General features: G+C 55.3%; 13 protein-coding genes. 5 read left to right on the top strand and 8 right to left on the bottom strand.

Features of this window, described 5'->3' with window-relative positions:
* Positions 1-6: 6 nt before the first annotated feature.
* Positions 7-2,472 (bottom strand): DNA ligase D, encoded by a 2,466-nt coding sequence (gene ligD / locus MNODULE_RS15310; RefSeq protein WP_168061441.1) that lies wholly within the window; start codon positions 2,470-2,472, stop codon positions 7-9.
* A 197-nt stretch (positions 2,473-2,669) separates the two neighbouring features.
* On the opposite strand from ligD, the gene MNODULE_RS15305 reads away from it, so the two are divergent.
* Positions 2,670-3,152 carry a hypothetical protein gene (locus MNODULE_RS15305; protein WP_168061439.1) on the top strand — a complete coding sequence of 161 codons (483 nt, stop codon included), beginning with the start codon at positions 2,670-2,672 and terminating at the stop codon, positions 3,150-3,152.
* 16 nt (positions 3,153-3,168) lie between these two features.
* On the opposite strand, the gene MNODULE_RS15300 is transcribed toward MNODULE_RS15305, so the two are convergent.
* Positions 3,169-3,399, bottom strand: coding sequence for a hypothetical protein (locus MNODULE_RS15300; protein ID WP_168061437.1), 231 nt, complete (start codon positions 3,397-3,399; stop codon positions 3,169-3,171).
* Positions 3,400-3,512: 113 nt separating this feature from the next.
* Here MNODULE_RS15300 and MNODULE_RS15295 point away from each other — a divergent pair, with 113 nt between their 5' ends.
* Positions 3,513-3,878 (top strand): thioredoxin family protein, encoded by a 366-nt coding sequence (locus MNODULE_RS15295; RefSeq protein WP_168061435.1) that lies wholly within the window; start codon positions 3,513-3,515, stop codon positions 3,876-3,878.
* A gap of 64 nt (positions 3,879-3,942) precedes the next feature.
* On the opposite strand, the gene MNODULE_RS15290 is transcribed toward MNODULE_RS15295, so the two are convergent.
* Positions 3,943-4,839, bottom strand: a complete 897-nt coding sequence (locus MNODULE_RS15290; RefSeq protein ID WP_168061433.1) for an anti-sigma factor domain-containing protein — start codon at positions 4,837-4,839, stop codon at positions 3,943-3,945.
* Between the two features lie 202 nt (positions 4,840-5,041).
* Here MNODULE_RS15290 and MNODULE_RS15285 point away from each other — a divergent pair, with 202 nt between their 5' ends.
* A complete protein-coding gene (locus MNODULE_RS15285; RefSeq protein ID WP_168061431.1) occupies positions 5,042-7,120 on the top strand; it encodes a thioredoxin domain-containing protein in 2,079 nt (692 codons plus the stop codon).
* Positions 7,121-7,122: 2 nt separating this feature from the next.
* Entirely contained in the window at positions 7,123-7,419 is a 297-nt protein-coding gene (locus tag MNODULE_RS15280; RefSeq protein ID WP_168061429.1) for an ATP-dependent Clp protease adaptor ClpS, read from the top strand.
* An 83-nt stretch (positions 7,420-7,502) separates the two neighbouring features.
* Here the strand turns inward: MNODULE_RS15280 and MNODULE_RS15275 are convergent, their stop codons facing one another.
* Positions 7,503-9,500 carry an ATPase, T2SS/T4P/T4SS family gene (locus MNODULE_RS15275; protein WP_168061427.1) on the bottom strand — a complete coding sequence of 666 codons (1,998 nt, stop codon included), beginning with the start codon at positions 9,498-9,500 and terminating at the stop codon, positions 7,503-7,505.
* Between the two features lie 39 nt (positions 9,501-9,539).
* Between MNODULE_RS15275 and MNODULE_RS15270 the strand changes: the two genes are divergently transcribed.
* Positions 9,540-10,349, top strand: a complete 810-nt coding sequence (locus tag MNODULE_RS15270; protein ID WP_168061425.1) for a PhzF family phenazine biosynthesis protein — start codon at positions 9,540-9,542, stop codon at positions 10,347-10,349.
* A gap of 15 nt (positions 10,350-10,364) precedes the next feature.
* Here MNODULE_RS15270 and MNODULE_RS15265 read toward each other — a convergent pair whose 3' ends face one another.
* The 4 genes from MNODULE_RS15265 to MNODULE_RS15250 form a co-directional block, all read right to left on the bottom strand.
* Complete coding sequence (locus MNODULE_RS15265) at positions 10,365-11,822, bottom strand: VanZ family protein (RefSeq protein WP_168061423.1); 1,458 nt, start codon at positions 11,820-11,822, stop codon at positions 10,365-10,367.
* A gap of 146 nt (positions 11,823-11,968) precedes the next feature.
* Entirely contained in the window at positions 11,969-12,784 is an 816-nt protein-coding gene (locus MNODULE_RS15260; RefSeq protein WP_168061421.1) for an anti-sigma factor family protein, read from the bottom strand.
* 51 nt (positions 12,785-12,835) lie between these two features.
* Positions 12,836-13,624 (bottom strand): alpha/beta fold hydrolase, encoded by a 789-nt coding sequence (locus MNODULE_RS15255; RefSeq protein ID WP_168061419.1) that lies wholly within the window; start codon positions 13,622-13,624, stop codon positions 12,836-12,838.
* A gap of 65 nt (positions 13,625-13,689) precedes the next feature.
* Positions 13,690-16,251 carry a hypothetical protein gene (locus MNODULE_RS15250; RefSeq protein ID WP_168061418.1) on the bottom strand — a complete coding sequence of 854 codons (2,562 nt, stop codon included), beginning with the start codon at positions 16,249-16,251 and terminating at the stop codon, positions 13,690-13,692.
* Positions 16,252-16,498 lie beyond the last annotated feature (247 nt).

Genomic DNA, 16,498 nt, shown 5'->3' with positions numbered 1-16,498 from the left:
CCTTGCTTATTGGAGCTTCTTTAGAGCCTCCATCGGATCTTGCGCCGATTTGAGGATTCCCTCCCAGAGGTCGCCCGATTTTGTCAGCAAATCGGGGACCGACTCCATCGTATAATCAAGGGGAGAGACGCGCCGGAGCGCTTCCCATTTGATCGGGAAGGAAACGGTCGCCTCCGGCACCGCGCGAAGCGAATAGATGGAAGCAAGCGTTTTCCCCGCCGCATTCTGATTAAAATCGATCAACACCTTCTTTCCCCGTTGCTCCTTCTGCCAGGCGGTTGTGATCTGCTTCGGATGCTCGGCCTGAAGCTGCTCGGCCATGGCGCGCGCGAACCGGCGGGTCTGGGTGTAGCTGTAGATCGGAATGATCGGCACAAAAACATGGAGACCCGATTTCCCTGTCGTCTTTACATGCGACTGTATCCCCAACTCCCCCAACTGGCGATTCAGCCAAAGGGCGACCTCCGCTCCCTGCTCGAATCGTTTCCAATCCACCCCTTCTTTCCCTTCGCGCTTCGGAGGGTCGATGTCGAAAACGATAAAATCGGGGGGGGCGAGAGACCCTTCCGGATCGACGCGGCTATACGAGGGATGCAGCTCGATATTCCCGAGGTTGGCGAGCCAGACCAGGGTGGAGGCATTGTTGCAGACGATCATCCTTCGATGCGTTTCCTCCTCGGTTTCAATCGTCACCCGGTGGACCCAGTGGGGAGCCGCTTCCTTCCAATCCTTCTGATAAAACGACTCCCCCTCGATCCCCTCCGGAAAGCGAATTAACGTCAACGGACGATCCTGTAAATGAGGGAGGACGAAGGGGGCGACCTTCGAGTAATAGTCGATCAGATGGGCCTTGGTATATCCACGCTTCGGCCAGAATTGTTTGTTCAAATGGCCCAACTCCAGCCGATTCCCCTCGAATTGAACGGCGACGCGCTCACCGATCCAGATCTCCTTTTTTTCTTTTTTCTGCGGGACGACCTCCTCCGGATTCACGCGCGGCTCAAACCGGCACTCCTTCGGCGCGATATCGTCCCGGAGCCCCAGCAGGATCGGCGCGCGAAGGTGGCGGTCTTGGGTCCAGTGGGTGAACTTCACCCGCGCCACCAGACGCGGCGTCACCCAATGGGCGCGGGCATTGGTCTTCGGCCGGGTTGAAAAGGGACATTGGTCGATTTCAAGCGGCCGGAGCTCTTTTTCGACCTGCCGCAGCATTTCCGCATCGAAGCCGCTTCCGGTGTGCGAGATATAGTGGAGCGCCTCCCCTTCGTAGAGACCCAGAAGGAGCGCTCCGATCGTATGCGACCGGTTCCCCCTCCCCTCCGTCCATCCCGCCACGACACAATCGAGCTCCTGAACCAGTTTGAGCTTGATCCACTCTCGGCTCCGTCTCCCTGGAGAATAGACCGAGTCTTTTCGTTTGGCGACGATCCCCTCTCCTCCCTCCGCGCGAAGACGCTCAAAAAGAGCGATTCCATCTTCATAAAGAGGACTCAACCGAAGCGTTCCATGAGGCAAGGAGAGAGAAGCGAGCAGCTCGCGCCGGTAGATGAGAGGAGCCGTCATCAATGACTTGCCGTTCATATAAAGCAGGTCGAAAAGAAGATACGTCGCCGGAACGTCCTTTCGCACCACCCCGATCTCCTCTGAATCGGTCAGATGCATCCGATGCTGAAGGAGCTGGAAAGAGGGCTTTCCTTTTTCGTCCAACGCCACCACCTCTCCGTCCAGAATCAGCGATCGGATCGACCGGTTGGCTTCCATCAGCTGACACAACTGTTCGACCACCTCCGGATACTGCGAATCGAACCGGGAGAGATTTCTCCCCCAGAGATCGATCCGAACCGATTCTCCCTCCCGAACCAATCTCACCAGGGCGCGAACCCCGTCCCACTTCTCCTCAAAAACCCAATCGGGATCGACAAACGGCTTCTCACCGAGCGCGGCGCGCATCGGAGCAAAGGGAGAGGGAATGGGATCATTCCCCTCGGGAAGGGACGACCCGCTCTTCATGATCAGCCAGGCTTCCTTCTCCCCTTTCCGATCCGTTCGGACCAGCGTGTATCGGCCATGATGCCGGCGGCCCGACACGACGAACGTCAGCTTTCCTTTCTCCAGATCGCCGGAGACAACTTGATAGGTGCCGATCTCCCAAAGAAAGACCTCTCCGGCGCCGTAATTTCCTTCCGGAATCACCCCCTCGAAGTCGAGATAGTCGAGCGGATGGTCCTCCGTTCGGACCGCCAGACGCCGCTCCTCCTCCGACGCGGGAAGCCCCTTCGGGATGGCCCACGACTTGAGGACCCCATCCATTTCCAGACGGAGATCATAGTGGAGCCGCCGCGCATGGTGCTCTTGAATCGAGAAGCGATTCCCGATGGAAAAAGGACGCGGGGGTATTCGGACGCCGCTCGGTTCCGGCGTTTTATTAAAGTTCCTCTTCTGTTGATAAACTGAAAGCGGGTTCTTTTTCATCCTAGTTTCATCCTAGAATGATTGAATCCCGCGGGTCAATTCCGTCGCCGTGTCTAATCCAAAAGGAGTAAATCGGCCCGAATACGCTTAAAGGAGTAGACGACTCGGCTGGAAAACTAGAGAAAACTAGTATTGTTGGTTTCTTTCTGCTTTTATTTTCGATATAATGGCTTGAACTTCTAGAGAGAGGACGAGCCGTGGAAAACGATCTGATCAAGGAGCGCGTCCAGCAAGCGCTCGACTGCGTTCAAGGATTGGATGAGCCGTATCGCGGGATTGCCTTTCAGGTGATTCTAAAAGAATTGTTTCGAGAAGGGATCGCGCCGGAATTAAAACGTGTTCAGCGCCCGGATCTGCCGCCGAAATCATTTCCTCCGATCAACGAGTTCTTCTCGGCGGTGCACCCCAAGGCCTATACCGATGCCGTGATCACGATCGCCTATCATCTCCTTCACGGCGAAAAGGTCCAATCGTTTACGATTCAGGATATCGCGGAATCTCTTTCAAAATGCCGCGCCGAGAAGCCGAAGAACCTCTCCGATGTCTTGGCCGGCTGCGCGCGAAACGGCTGGCTGGCGGAAGGAAATCAGAAACAGCGGGGGATGAAAAGCTGGTATCTGACCTCGACCGGAGAGAAGTATTTTCAGTCAAAATTAAATCCGGCGGGAATGGGCGGCTAACGACCGCTGGAAAGGCTTAAGATTCGAGCAGGGCGGCGAGATCTTTCTCCATCGCCGGCAGCCAGGCCTCGATCGGCTGATCGGCGTCGACGGTGATCTCGAACTTTCCATTGAGAAGTCGGCGGACCCGCCCCGGGGAGGCCGGGCCGAGCGGGACGACAATCGCTTCTCGCGAGATGCCGAGTCGGTCGGTCACGCTGAAAATCGCATTCATTTCGTTCATTCCAATGATCTTGATCGAACCCATATCACCTCTTTGAAAATTTTGTCGCCTGACGTAAATGACGAAACGCTTGAAGTATAACATCGCAAAATGTTAATTTCTACTTATTGTTGTTCCTACTGTATCGGCGGAGAAAAATGATTCCTGAAGCGACCGACCATTCTTTCGATCGAATCATCGAGAACAGCCCGACGCCGGTTTTGGTGGAATTTTGGTCCCCGACCTGTCGAAATTGCAGAGCGTTATTATATGAGCTCGATCGGCTCTCGGAGGAAAGAGGGGATGAAATCGCCATTTACAAAATGGACGTCACGGAAAACTACCAAATCCCCGCCGAGTACGAGATCTCCAGCCTGCCGGCGCTCGCCCTTTTTTCAAAGGGGAAGTTCGTTCAGTTCATCGGCGGGATGGGAAAGAAGAGCGCGATCGAATCGGCCGTCCAAAAAGCCCTCGCCCTTCGCGAACGGTCCGGCCGACATTTTATAACAGACAGAACCAAATAGAAGAGGTCCTCGACCGCTCGCGATCTCGGACATCTCTTGTGATTTCTTACAAGTCTCTTTGAAATTAAGACGGTGAGACTCCCGCAAACTCTCCCTTCAGATAGACCGGCCCGGTCGGTTTAGGTTTTCCTCCCGCCGGCTCGATCGTGACGGAAAACGCCTTCAGCCCTTCCAGGTTGATGATCTTTGGGACCTTCATCACCGCTGTCCGGTCTTTGGAGGGTTGGAACATCCCGGCGCTCACCGGAGCCGCTCCGATGGTCCAAAGCTGGTAGATCTTCCCCGCCGGCAGCTTCTGCAGGTCAAAGCCGTAGAAGGCCGCCGTCTGTGTCTGAGGATCGAACAAAAGGAGCCCTCCCGCCCCTCCGGCCTCTTTCGATCCGGTCATCCGGACAAGCTCGGCCGTCGGCGATGAAAGGAGCCGGAGCCATTCCGTTTGATTGGTCATCGCATTCTGGAGGGAGGCGTTTTCGAGCTGTTTTTGAACGAGCTGCGACTGTAATTCGCGCGTCTTCTTCGGCAGCTTGGCGCCGAACTGGGCCGTCTGCTGAAGCCGGGCGATTTGGCCGTCCCTTTCCATCAGGGCCAGCCGCATCGACTCGATCTGCCCCTTCAATTGGTTGGTCTCCGCACGCGTTTGCTGGAGGAAATCTTCGCGGCCTTTCGCTTCCTCCGTCAACATGGCGACGGTCCGATCACTGGCCGCCGTCTCCGTTCGAAGTCCCTGGATGACCGAATGCATCCCCTGAATCTCTTCTTGAAGCTTGAAATAATTCAAACCGCCGAGGCCCGCTAAGGCAACCATCAGAACGGAGATCAATACCGGCTGATAGGACCGTCGGCTCGTTTTCGTCGGCTTGGCTTTCTTTTCAACCGTCGCCTTTCCCGGAGCCGCCTTGAGAGGATCGATATCCCCAAACGTGCCGATCTGCGTTTCCCCTTCGATTTCAGAGTGGTCCATCGGTCCCTCCGTGTTTTAGAATAATTAGAGTAAAAGGTAGACGAGGTTTGGAAACCTGTCAAGGAAGCCCCCCACTGCATTATCCCTCTGGTGGATTACTTCGGCGGCCCGGATCGTTGTCAATTTCCGTATTTACAAACCGATCCCGGACGATTTAAGATGACCCAAGAGACTTCAATCCTAAGAGAAAAGGACGGAACCGATGGAGCAGCCGAAGCACACCAATCGCCTCATTCACGAGACCAGCCCTTATCTTCTCCAGCATGCCCACAATCCGGTCGATTGGCACCCCTGGGGGGAAGAGGCCCTTGAAAAGGCCAAAAATGAAAACAAGCCGATCCTCCTCTCCATCGGTTACTCCGCCTGCCACTGGTGCCACGTGATGGAACACGAATCGTTCGAGGATGAAGAGACCGCGCAACTCATGAACGAGCACTTCGTCAACATCAAAGTCGATCGCGAGGAGCGGCCCGATCTCGACCAGATTTATCAGAATGCCGTTCAGCTCTTCATCCGGCGCGGCGGGGGATGGCCGTTGACGATGTTTCTCACCCCCGAGAAGGTCCCCTTTTACGGCGGGACCTATTTCCCCCCGGAGGACCGCTACGGTCTCCCCGCTTTCTCCAAGCTGCTGGAAATTGTCACGAACACCTACCGCGAAAAACAAGACGAGATCGTGAAGACGGCGGAGCAGGTCAGGACGGCACTGGGGGAAATGTCGGGAGGCAAAGCCGCCCCCGCAAAACGAGAGATCGACCCTCATCTTTTGGAAGGAGCGGCGGAGAGCCTCGGCCGGATTTTCGACACCAAACAGGGCGGATTCGGCGGCGCCCCGAAGTTCCCCAGCACACCGGCGCTGAACCTCTTCCTGCGATACTACCAACAAAACGGCGAAGAAACCTATTTGACGATGGTCACCTATACCCTCGGGAAAATGACCTGGGGAGGAATCTACGATCAGCTCGGCGGCGGATTCCATCGCTACTCCACCGATGATCACTGGTTGGTCCCCCACTTCGAGAAGATGCTCTATGATAATGCTCAGCTCGCCCGTCTCTATTTCGCGACATACCAGGCAACCGGCCAAGCGTTCTATATGAAAATCGGCGAGGAGATTCTCGAATATGTCCTCCGCGAGATGACCGACCCCCTCGGCGGATTCTACTCCACACAAGATGCCGACAGCGAAGGAGAAGAAGGGAAGTTCTTCGTCTGGACCCCGCAGGAGATCAAAGCGGTCGTCGGAGAGGAAATAGGTGCGTTGATCTGCCGGCACTACGGTGTCACGGATGCGGGCAACTTCGAGGGGAAAAACATCCTCCACGTCCGACAACCGCTCGACAATCTTGCCAGGGAAATGGGGAAAACGACGGAGGAGATGGAGCGGATCGTCGGCGAGGCGAAGAAAAAGCTCTTCCTGGAACGGGAGAGAAGGATCAAACCGTTTCGGGATGAGAAGGTGCTGACGAGTTGGAACGGCCTGATGATCGGCGCCTTTGTGAATGGATACAATGTCACCCGAAATGAGCGTTACCTGGCCGCCGCTCAGAAGGGGGCCGATTTTCTCTGGACCCGCCTCTACCAAGAAGGGCGATTGCTTCGCACTTTCAAAGAAGGGGTCGCCAAGCTCAACGGTTATCTCGACGATTATACCTTCACCGTCGATGCCTTACTCGACCTATATGAGGCAACCTCCGATGCAACATATCTCGATCGGGCCCGGGGTCTGACCACCCGCTTGATCGACCAGTTCTGGGATGACGCTCAGGGGGGGTTCTTTTTTACCTCGAAAGATCACGAATCGCTGATTGCCCGGTACAAATCGTCGGCCGACCAATCGATCCCATCCGGAAATGCCGTCGCCGCGCAAAGTCTTCTCCGGCTCTTCTACCTGGCCGGGGAGGCCTCTTATTTTGACAAAGCAGAAAAGACCCTCCAATTTTTCTCCGAAGCGATGGAAGAAAACGTCTTTGCCACCGGCAACATGATCGCCGTTGCCGACTTCTACCTGCGAAAACCGAAGGAGATCGTCGTCATCGGAGACCCAAAATCTCCCGAGACGGAGCGCCTTCTCGCCGGCATTCAGCGGCTTTACCTTCCGAACAAGGTTCTCTTTCGCGTCGACCCCGGTCAACCGCAGGAGACTCCCCTCCCCGATCCGGTCAAAGGGAAGAAGATGATCGACGGAAAACCGACCGTCTACATTTGCCACCACTTTACCTGTTCTCAGCCGCTCACCGATTGGGAGGCGATCCGGGCGCAGCTCATCGCAAAGGGTTAGCTATGGGCACGGAAGTTCTCGATCTTCCCGAAGTCGAAACCATCTCGGAGGAGGCGACGCAGGTCGATCTTCCCTGGAATGTCATTCTTTACAATGATGACTTTCATGGCTTCGATGAAGTCATCCTCCAGGTCCAAAAGGCGACCGGCGTCTCGCTGGAGCGGGCCGCCGAGATCACGCTGGAGGCCCATCTCAAAGGGCGCGCGGTCTGCTTTACCGGCCCACTCGAACGTTGCGAGCATGTTGCCGTGATCCTCCGGCAAATCGAGCTCACAGCGGAGATCGAGCGGGCCGTATAATTCCGACGAACATCCATTCCACCTCAAGGCAAAAAAATAGACCCGCTGTCGACGGGTCTATTTTTTCAGATGGAAACCTGGGATTATCTCTCTTTCTTACAATAGGGGCAGACCAACCAGTCGGCTTTCAGGTGTCTCTTGCAACAAGAACAGTTTGATTGAATCTCATGCCGGCAATGAGGGCAGATCACGAAATCGAGATGGATCGCCTTTTGGCACCCGGGGCACAGAATACGAATCTCCTCTTCCACTTCGATCACACGGAGGACCTCCTCCAGCGTGGTCACCCCTTGCTTGACCTTGGTCAGCCCGTCCTCTCCCATCGTCGTGACCCCCTGCCCCTCGATGGCCCAACGGATCTCTTCTTCCGCTCCGCCCGAGGCGATCATCTCCCGGATTTTGGTGCTGAAGGGAAGGACTTCAAAAATTCCGGTCCGACCTCGGAATCCGGTGAAATTGCACTGGGCGCAGCCTTTCCCCCGATAGGAATCGGAAGGGCTCAACGGGGAGGCCCGCTTGCTCAATTTCCGAATCCCCTCCTCGGAAACCGGCGCCGTCTCCTTGCATTTTAAGCAGATCTTTCTGACGAGCCGTTGGGCCACGATCCCCACCAGCGTGTTGGCGATGATGTATCTCGGAATTCCCATATCGAGCAGCCGGACGATGGTCGCAATTGCGTCGTTGGTATGGATGGTGCTGATCACAAAATGACCCGTCATCGCCGCCCGGAAAGCGATCTCCGCGGTCTCCAGATCCCGGATCTCTCCGACCATAATCACATTCGGATCTTGTCGGAGGATCGATCGGAGACAGTTGGCGAAGGTGAGTCCGATATCGGGTTTTACCTGGATTTGATTCAATCCCTCGATGTTGTACTCGATCGGATCTTCCACCGTCATGATGTTGATCTCTTCGGAGCGGATCTGATTGATGAAGGAATAAAGTGTTGACGTCTTCCCGCTTCCCGTCGGGCCTGAAACGAGAAGGATGCCTTGCCGCTTCTGGGAGAATTGGAGAAGCTGCTGATAATCCTTCTCGGACAGTCCGAGCGTCTCCATGTTCACGGGGATCGCCGATTGGTCGAGGATCCGGATCACCACCTTCTCCCCATACTGCGTCGGGAGGGTGGCGATTCGCAGATCGATATCACGGTTGTCCAGCCGGACACGGATCGCCCCGTCCTGGGGAAGTCGGCGCTCGGAGATATCGAGAGAAGCCAGAATCTTGATCCGCGAGACGACCGCCCCCTGGACCCATTTGGGGAGACTCATCTCCTCCTTCAAAATCCCGTCGACCCTGAACCGAACGGAAACTTTGTTCCGCTGCGAATCGATGTGGATGTCGCTCGCCCGCGCTTTCATCGCCTTAAGAAGAATCAGATTGAAGAGCCGGATAATCGGGGCCATCTGGCTCTTATCCCTGAGATCCTCGGAAGGGGCCACTTCCGATTGCGAGATGACCGGGACAATTTCAAGGTACGAATCCTTGAAGGCATCGGTGGTCTCTTCGACGATATTCTCCACCGAGTCCTCCAGATGGTAGTGCTGCTCGATCGCCTTGATGATCTCTTTTCGGGTGGAGATCAGCGGTTTTACTTCCAAGTTGGTGTTGAAGCCGATATCTTTGATGCATTCATAATCGAGGGGATCGACCATCGCCACCGAGAGTTGCCTTTTATCGACGTTGATCGGGACACAGTGATATTTGCGCGCCAGATTCTCCGGGACGATGGCGATCGCCTCCGGCTCGATGGGGGTGCTTTCAAGGGAGATGTATTGGATGCCGAGTTGGTTGGCGAGGGTATTTGCAATATCAAACTCGGTCACCAGCTTCAGCTCGATGAGGGTGACCCCCATCCGCTTGCCGGTCCGTTTCTGCTCCTCGATCGCCATCTGAAGGTCGGCCTCGGTGATCAGTCCGGAAGAGCAGAGAAGATCGCCAATACGTTTTTTTGTGAACGACGGCTCTTTCATCACGTTTATTTTATCCGAGGATGGGATAATACGCAACTTCACGGGATGCGGGGAGGGCGGATATTTCTCTTGATCGATCCCGATCGCTTGGATATAGTGACGATTCACCCTCTTACGTTTCGCCGATCTTTCTTTTTCAGGGACAGAATGGGAATTCCAATCGCCCAAGTCGACGCCTTTACCGATCAGCCTTTTTCGGGGAATCCCGCGGTTGTCTGTCTTCTCGACGAGCCGATGGAGGCCGCCTGGATGCAGAAGGTCGCCCGGGAGATGAATCTTTCCGAAACCGCCTTCCTTCTCAAAGAGGGAGCGCTGTTTCATCTCCGCTGGTTCACGCCGACGATCGAAGTCGATCTTTGCGGCCATGCCACGCTCGCCGGCGCCCACATGCTCTGGGAATGGGGAATTTTGAAGCCGGATGAGCAGGCCCGTTTTCAGACGAAAAGCGGCCTTCTGACCGCCGACAAAAAAGGAGGGTGGATCGAGCTGGACCTCCCGGCCGAGCCAGAGAAGGAGGCGCCGTTTCCCCCGGCCCTTCGGAAGGCGCTGGGGGTGGCGCCGAAATACATCGGCAAGAATCGTTTCGACTATTTGATTGAAGTCGAATCGGAAGAGGTCCTGCGAAAACTTCAGCCCGATTTCGGACTGCTCGCCACCGTGCCGTGCCGCGGGGTGATCGTAACGAGCCGGTCGGATTCGGACCGGTTTGATTTCGTCTCAAGGACATTCGCGCCGCGGGCCGGCATCAACGAAGATCCGGTGACGGGGTCGGCGCATTGTTGCCTCGGTCCTTTCTGGAAAGAACGGCTCGGTAAAAACACTTTCCTTGCTTACCAAGCCTCCGCGCGAGGAGGGGTCGTTCGGGTCCGTTTGGCCGGAGATCGTGTACAGCTCGGCGGAAAGGCGGTCACGGTTTCGCGGGGGACGCTCCTTTCTCAATCTTTTACAAAACATTGAAGGTGAGCGGCTTCTCTATAAAGATTCTTCTAACACCTTCTGAACGAATTGTCCTGTAAGTGTGCCCAAAAGAATGGCAAGGGCTGGAACAAAAATGTAACTTCCTGCCAAGAAAACAGGATCATGTCGGCCTTGCAGCAGGTGGATGACCAGAGCGACAGATAATGCGGAGAGGAGAGACTCGCAGAATCCTCTTGTCGAACGACTTCGACCGGAGAGAACCGCTAAAAAACCGACCGGGAGGAAGAGAAGAAATCCAAGTAAGCCCCGGTCCCTCTCGATCGTCGTTCTCAAAGCGAGGGAATCTGCCAGGAGAAAAAGGCCGCCGGTTAAAATTGCTTCGGCCACGGGGACTCCATTCACGTAGAGGCGTGTTAGTCCCCGGTTATAGACCGAAATCAGATGGGATGGCCCTTGCGGGAGGGGCAATTGGGTTGTTTGTATATTTCCTAAGTTCGGAAATCCCGCCTTCAGGCGGTTTCGGACTTCAAACCCGAGATTGATTCCTCCCTGCTGGAGTAAGAAGTATTCAATGCCCGGCGCCTTCGCTAAAGAGACCAACCGGCCCCGTTCTTCATACGGAAGCGGCCCCATCTCAACCCAGGCTTCTACGGTAAATTGATCTCTGTCTGAGATTCTCCGCCGGATCTTTTCCGCCGGTTCCGAACTAATAAATGCAGCAGACCGATTGAACTCGTAGCCGAAGGGAAAGAGCCATCTCCCCCTCTCCGGATTCAACAGCCGCAGGTCGAGCGGCGGAAGCGTTTCGGCGTGGTCCTGGAGCGTGGCCCCTCCTCGTTCATCAAAGAGGTAGAGCACAATCGGGTTCTGCTGCAGATAGATCTCCGGCGGAGCAGAAATACCGGTCTGGTAATGCCGCCGGATCGTATCGGGATCAAAAGACCGATCGTAAACGGCCAGCCGATAAATCTTCCCCTTCCAGCCGTCTTCCATTTCCGGATCGACACCGACCCAAAGAAATGCACCCGGATCCCATCGGTCCAAATTTTCCCATGAGAAGCCTGCAAGAAATAGGAGAAGCCCGGCATGGAGCAAAAACCCAAGCTGCGCAAAACGGCGTCGGTGATGCCCTATCCGGCGAAGCCACCCCCGATCGGCCGATGCCTTGAACAATAAAAAACCGGCTCCACCGCCCAGAGTATTGGTGATCAAATCGCTGTAAGAGGGAAATCGCATTGGAAGAAAGAGCTGCGACATCTCCACCAAGAGGCTGATCGCCGCGGAAATAAGAAGAATAAATATGAGACGGGGCGGACGGTTCGAAAGACCATAAAGCAACCCTCCCAGTGGAAGAAAAAGGAGGAGGTTGACGGCAATATCGGGGAACGAAAAAACGAGCGACTTTTCCCATCGGTGGGGCTGTGAGACCTGCTGAAAATCAAAAGGGCCGAGGGTCGCGGCGCCAAGGTAAAGGAGATAAAAGACCAAACCGACGAAACAGACTCTTCGCATCTATGCTCTGCCGTTGATTTTTATAGGGATCTCAAACCGATGGCAACAATACCTTCTTACTCGGACGAGAGCAACAAGAATAAAAATGCTTTTTAGAAGAATTGCAACAGACAAATCTTAGGAAGGAGAAACGGACCAAACACACCTTATTCAATCATTACTTCTACCTTCAAAGATCCCTCGGAGGGAGGAGTTTTTTTGGAAATCTCTTTGACCAGTCCAAGCGATTGGAGCGACTGGGAAAAACTCTCATAACGTTCGGCGGGAATTAGAAGCACCACCTTGGCCTCCATCTCATCTCCTTTTTTGCTGAGCACCCTTCCCTGAGAGGCTACCGTATCGGCGGCCTCCTTGATATTTCTGGAAATCAGAAGCAGTTTGATCTCGGACGGCCGCGGAAGTGCGGCCTGCCGACGGGCCGCTTTCGAAAGAGGTTGGGTCGTTTCGTTGTGAACTTTCATCGGCATAGGGGCCGGCGGATCGGCCGGCGCGGTTTGCGATGATGGAGGGGGAGAGATCGGCGTTTCCTTCTCCTGTGTACCTCCGTGGTTTTCCGCGGGAGCGGAGAGGGCTACCGCCTCTGCGGCCCGCGCAGCGCCATTTTCCGTCATTGAGAAATCGGCCTTCAGATCGGACGCTCCCCGTTGATAGAGGAAAAGGGTCCCGCCGATCAACACGATCGTCACGGTTATCTCAACGGGGCGATGCCACAGAGCGGAGAGCATTCCAGAAGTGGATGGAAAGCCGGAGGAGCGCTCCTGCGGGGGAGAGGCAATCTTCTCCGACGAAATTGCAACCTCCTTCGCCTTTTTTGGACCCCCTTTCTCCGCCTTCAAGGCCGCAATACGGCTCCGACACTTTTTACACCCCTTCAGGTGCGCCTTGATCGATCGGCAGAGGGCTGGATCGGCCTCTTCAGCAAGATAAGCGGAGAGGTCTTCCTCAATCTCTCGGCACTTCATCTTTTATCCCAGCGATGCCTGAACGGCTCATTGTCTTCCAGACTTTTAAAATCAATATTTTTCGGAAATTTCCGCGATAAATTTCTCTATTTCACCCGCCAGTTCCATCGGCCGCTCCGCCGGAACGGCATGGCCGGTTTCCCTAAAAACCGAGCGCTTTGATCCAAGTATACCCGAATGGAGACGTTCTTGGTATATCGCCGGAATCGCCCGATCGTGATCGGCACTAATAATTAAGGTCGGCATCCGGATCTCGTGAAGCCGGTTGTGAAGCTCCGGGACCACTTTTTTTCGTTCAACCAGGCGGGCAAGGGCCCGAGAAGAACGGAGGATCTCCTCTCTCTCCGCCGGTGTCGGTTTATGTCGGGCCAATTTTTCGCGAATTTCCGGACGATGATAAAATCGATCGAGGATCTCTTTGAAATTCATCCCGGACGGGCTGACGATCGGAACTCCCGGAAGACGTCCGCCGGAAGCGGCGATCAGGATGAGGGTTTGGAATCGCTCCGGGTGGGAGAGGGCCAAAAGCAGACCCATCCATCCGCCGAGGGAAAATCCGACCAGATGGCAGCGCTGAAGGCCGACGGCATCCATCCAATCGATCATGAACCTCGCGAGATCTTCGGTCCCCTCAATGGAAGGGAGGGAATCGGATTGGCCGAAGCCGGGATAGTCGAGGGCATAAACATGAAACGATTTTGAAAGAAGCGGAAGGACCTCCCGGTATTCGGCGGCACGCCCGGCGGCGGAGGGAAGAAGGAGGATAGGCGCTCCTTGTCCGGCTTCTAGATAACGAATCGATGCGCCGTGAACGACGACACGTCTTTCATGTGCGATCACTTCAAAAGCTCTGATGAAGGAATTCCCGATGGAGACGATTCCACTAAGATGGCCGCAATCTCGGGTTACGGCAAGTAGCGGACCAAAGCAAAATCAAAACCGTTGGTTTCCTGGAAAGTGTTGCCGGCAACAACAATCTTACCGTCCGGCTGAAGAGCCATCCCCCACGAATCGTCGCCAAGACCGATCGGGGTGGTGATCTTTCCATCGTCCCCAAACGTCGGGTCAAGATCGCCGTCGGGTTGATAGCGGACCACGGCGAAGTCATCGTTCTCGCCGTTGAAGCTGATCCCTGCCGCAATGATCTTGCCGTCCGATTGAAGAACTAACGAGGTGGCCGCCTCCCCTCCCGTTCCGATGGCGGTCCGAACCGTCCCGTTGTTTCCGAAGGTCGGATCGAGCCCTCCACTTTGTTCATACCGGGCCAGAAAGAAATCGTCGTCGCGCTCATTCAATGATTGTCCTGCGACAAGGATCTTCCCGTCCGAGGTCATCTCCATGGCAGCAATCACATCTTCGTCCGGTCCCCAGTCGGAGGTCACGACACCGACGATGCCAAAGGTCAAATCGCGCGCTCCATTTGAATCGTAACGGACCAAGGCCGCTTGAAAAACGCCCCCGCTTTCCGACATTCCCGCCGCCACGATTTTCCCGTCGGATTGCAGTTTGACCGCTTGGGCGATGTCATCCCCGCCGCCGATCCCGGTCCGAACCACCCCTCGCTGTCCGAATGTTGTATCAAGAGCCCCGTTTGTCTGCAGCCGGACTAGGGCAAAGTCGTCGCTGCTCCCGTTATAGAAAGACCCGGCGGCCACGATCTTTCCATCCGGCGCAAGGGCGAGCGCATAGATCCGGTTGTCGCCGGGGCCGATCCCAACGGTCACCATTCCTCCATTTCCAAATTCAGGGTCGAGGAGCCCGCTCGGCTGGTATCGGGCCAATGCGAAATCAACATTGATTCCATTAAAGGTCTCGCCGCCCACGACGATTTTTCCATCAGGCTGTATAACCATCGCACGGATTCCGTCCCCCCCGAAACCAAAATCGGTGATCACCTTCCCCTCATTTCCGAAGGTGGTATCAAGGTTCCCGTTTGAATGATAGCGGACCAAGGCAAAATCGTTATCGAGGCCGTTAAAGGACCAGCCGGCCGCAATGACCTTGCCGTCAGGTTGAACGGCGACCGATAAAAGGAAATCGTCTCCCTCACCAAAATGGATCAGGATGCCTCCTTCCGTGCCGAAAGTTTGATCCAGGCTTCCGTCGAGGTTATACCGCAGGAGTCCTGTATCCTCGTTCTTGCCCTGGAAGACCCTTCCAGCCGCCACAAGTTTTCCGTCCGTCTGAATAATAACCGATTCGATAAATTCCGAACCGCTCCAGATCGCGGTGGTTACCTTCCCTCCCGCACCGAAATGGTCATCCAAAGAACCATCCATGTTGAACCGGACCAAGGCGAAGTCTTCGTTGTTTCCGACGGAAGCGTATCCCGCTCCCACGATTTTCCCATCTTGTTGCAGCGCTAGAGAGAAAATAGCGCCCGCCTGGCCGACCGGCGTGACGATCTTTCCACCTCCCGAGCCGAAGAGAGGATCGAGGCTTCCGTTCGAATCGAAGCGCGCCAGCGCAAAATTGGGAAAACCCAACCCGTCATACGATTCCCCACCCGCAATGATTTTTCCATCAGGCTGGATCGTAATGGCCCGTATGAAATCATCGCTGACACCGACGGCGGTGACCACTTTGCCTCCGGACCCAAAGCTCAGATCGAGATCCCCGTTCGCGTTGTATCGGGCCATCCCAAAATCCAAGTTGCTGCCGGTGCTTCCGGTATCAACCGACCCTCCGGTCACAATCTTCCCGTCGGCCTGAATCGCCAGCGCAAGGATTGAATCATCTCCGCTACCGAACGAAGTCACTACCTTCCCCGCCGTTCCAAACTGCAAATCAAGGTGGCCGTCGGTCAGATAACGCACGACGGCGAAGTCGTTATTGCTCCCATTCCTTGAAAAACCCGCCACAACAATCTTCCCGTCTGTTTGGATACCGATGGCGCGGATCGATTCATCGCTGAACCCGATGGGGGTCGTCACCCCCCCTTCTATACCGAAAGATGGATCAGGATCGCCATTCGATTGAAACCGAAGGAGACCGAAGTCGTAATCGTTTCCGTTAAAATATCCTCCGGCCACGACGATTTTGCCGTCCGGCTGAAGAATAATCGCCTGAAGAAAATCGAAACGGCTCCCAAAAGGGATGACCACCTTACCGTCGTTTCCAAAGCTGTTATCGAAAGTTCCATCCACATTGAACCGCGCCAACACAAAAAAATCGAGCGTGGCGTTTATCATTTCCCCGACGATAATGGTTTTCCCGTCGGGCTGAACCGTCATACCGTATATCGCATTACGCGTCTTTCCCAGAGAAGTCACCACTTTGCCGTTCACCCCGAAACCGGCATCCAGTCGCCCTGATGCGGATCCCGGAGGTCCGCCTGTATTGGTTCCCGGCGCTCCTCCGCCGGTTCCGCCGCCGCCTCCACCCCCGCCGCAGGCGGCCAGGAACATCAAGGTGAAAAGGAAATAAATCGCCCAAAAAGCGACGCTTCTTTGTGTTCGGTAAAACATGCCTCTCCCCACTACGGATAGAACGCTCACCGACCGCGGCCTATCCCACTTTGGTCTTAATAAAACCCATCTGAGGTTAGCACTTCGCCGCCCGAAGTGTCAACAGCGGAGACGTTGCAACGGACCGGTGCGTCGGTCGGTTGAACCGCCGGATCACCCTCGATTCCGTGATGAACCTGTCGATCAAGCGCATCACGAATTGACATGTTATACTTCCAGAAGTAAGATGGTCACTTTATGAGGATCG

Source organism: Candidatus Manganitrophus noduliformans, assembly GCF_012184425.1.
In the GTDB taxonomy this organism is placed as follows: domain Bacteria; phylum Nitrospirota; class Nitrospiria; order SBBL01; family Manganitrophaceae; genus Manganitrophus; species Manganitrophus noduliformans.
This window is presented reverse-complemented; position numbering and strand designations above follow the sequence as displayed.

Coding starts and splice junctions, on each gene's coding strand:
- ligD (WP_168061441.1), bottom strand. CDS start 2,472: ATGAAAAAGAACCCGCTTTCAGTTTATCAACAGAAGAGGAACTTTAAT.
- MNODULE_RS15300 (WP_168061437.1), bottom strand. CDS start 3,399: ATGGGTTCGATCAAGATCATTGGAATGAACGAAATGAATGCGATTTTC.
- MNODULE_RS15295 (WP_168061435.1), top strand. CDS start 3,513: ATGATTCCTGAAGCGACCGACCATTCTTTCGATCGAATCATCGAGAAC.
- MNODULE_RS15290 (WP_168061433.1), bottom strand. CDS start 4,839: ATGGACCACTCTGAAATCGAAGGGGAAACGCAGATCGGCACGTTTGGG.
- MNODULE_RS15285 (WP_168061431.1), top strand. CDS start 5,042: ATGGAGCAGCCGAAGCACACCAATCGCCTCATTCACGAGACCAGCCCT.
- MNODULE_RS15280 (WP_168061429.1), top strand. CDS start 7,123: ATGGGCACGGAAGTTCTCGATCTTCCCGAAGTCGAAACCATCTCGGAG.
- MNODULE_RS15270 (WP_168061425.1), top strand. CDS start 9,540: ATGGGAATTCCAATCGCCCAAGTCGACGCCTTTACCGATCAGCCTTTT.
- MNODULE_RS15265 (WP_168061423.1), bottom strand. CDS start 11,822: ATGCGAAGAGTCTGTTTCGTCGGTTTGGTCTTTTATCTCCTTTACCTT.
- MNODULE_RS15260 (WP_168061421.1), bottom strand. CDS start 12,784: ATGAAGTGCCGAGAGATTGAGGAAGACCTCTCCGCTTATCTTGCTGAA.
- MNODULE_RS15250 (WP_168061418.1), bottom strand. CDS start 16,251: ATGTTTTACCGAACACAAAGAAGCGTCGCTTTTTGGGCGATTTATTTC.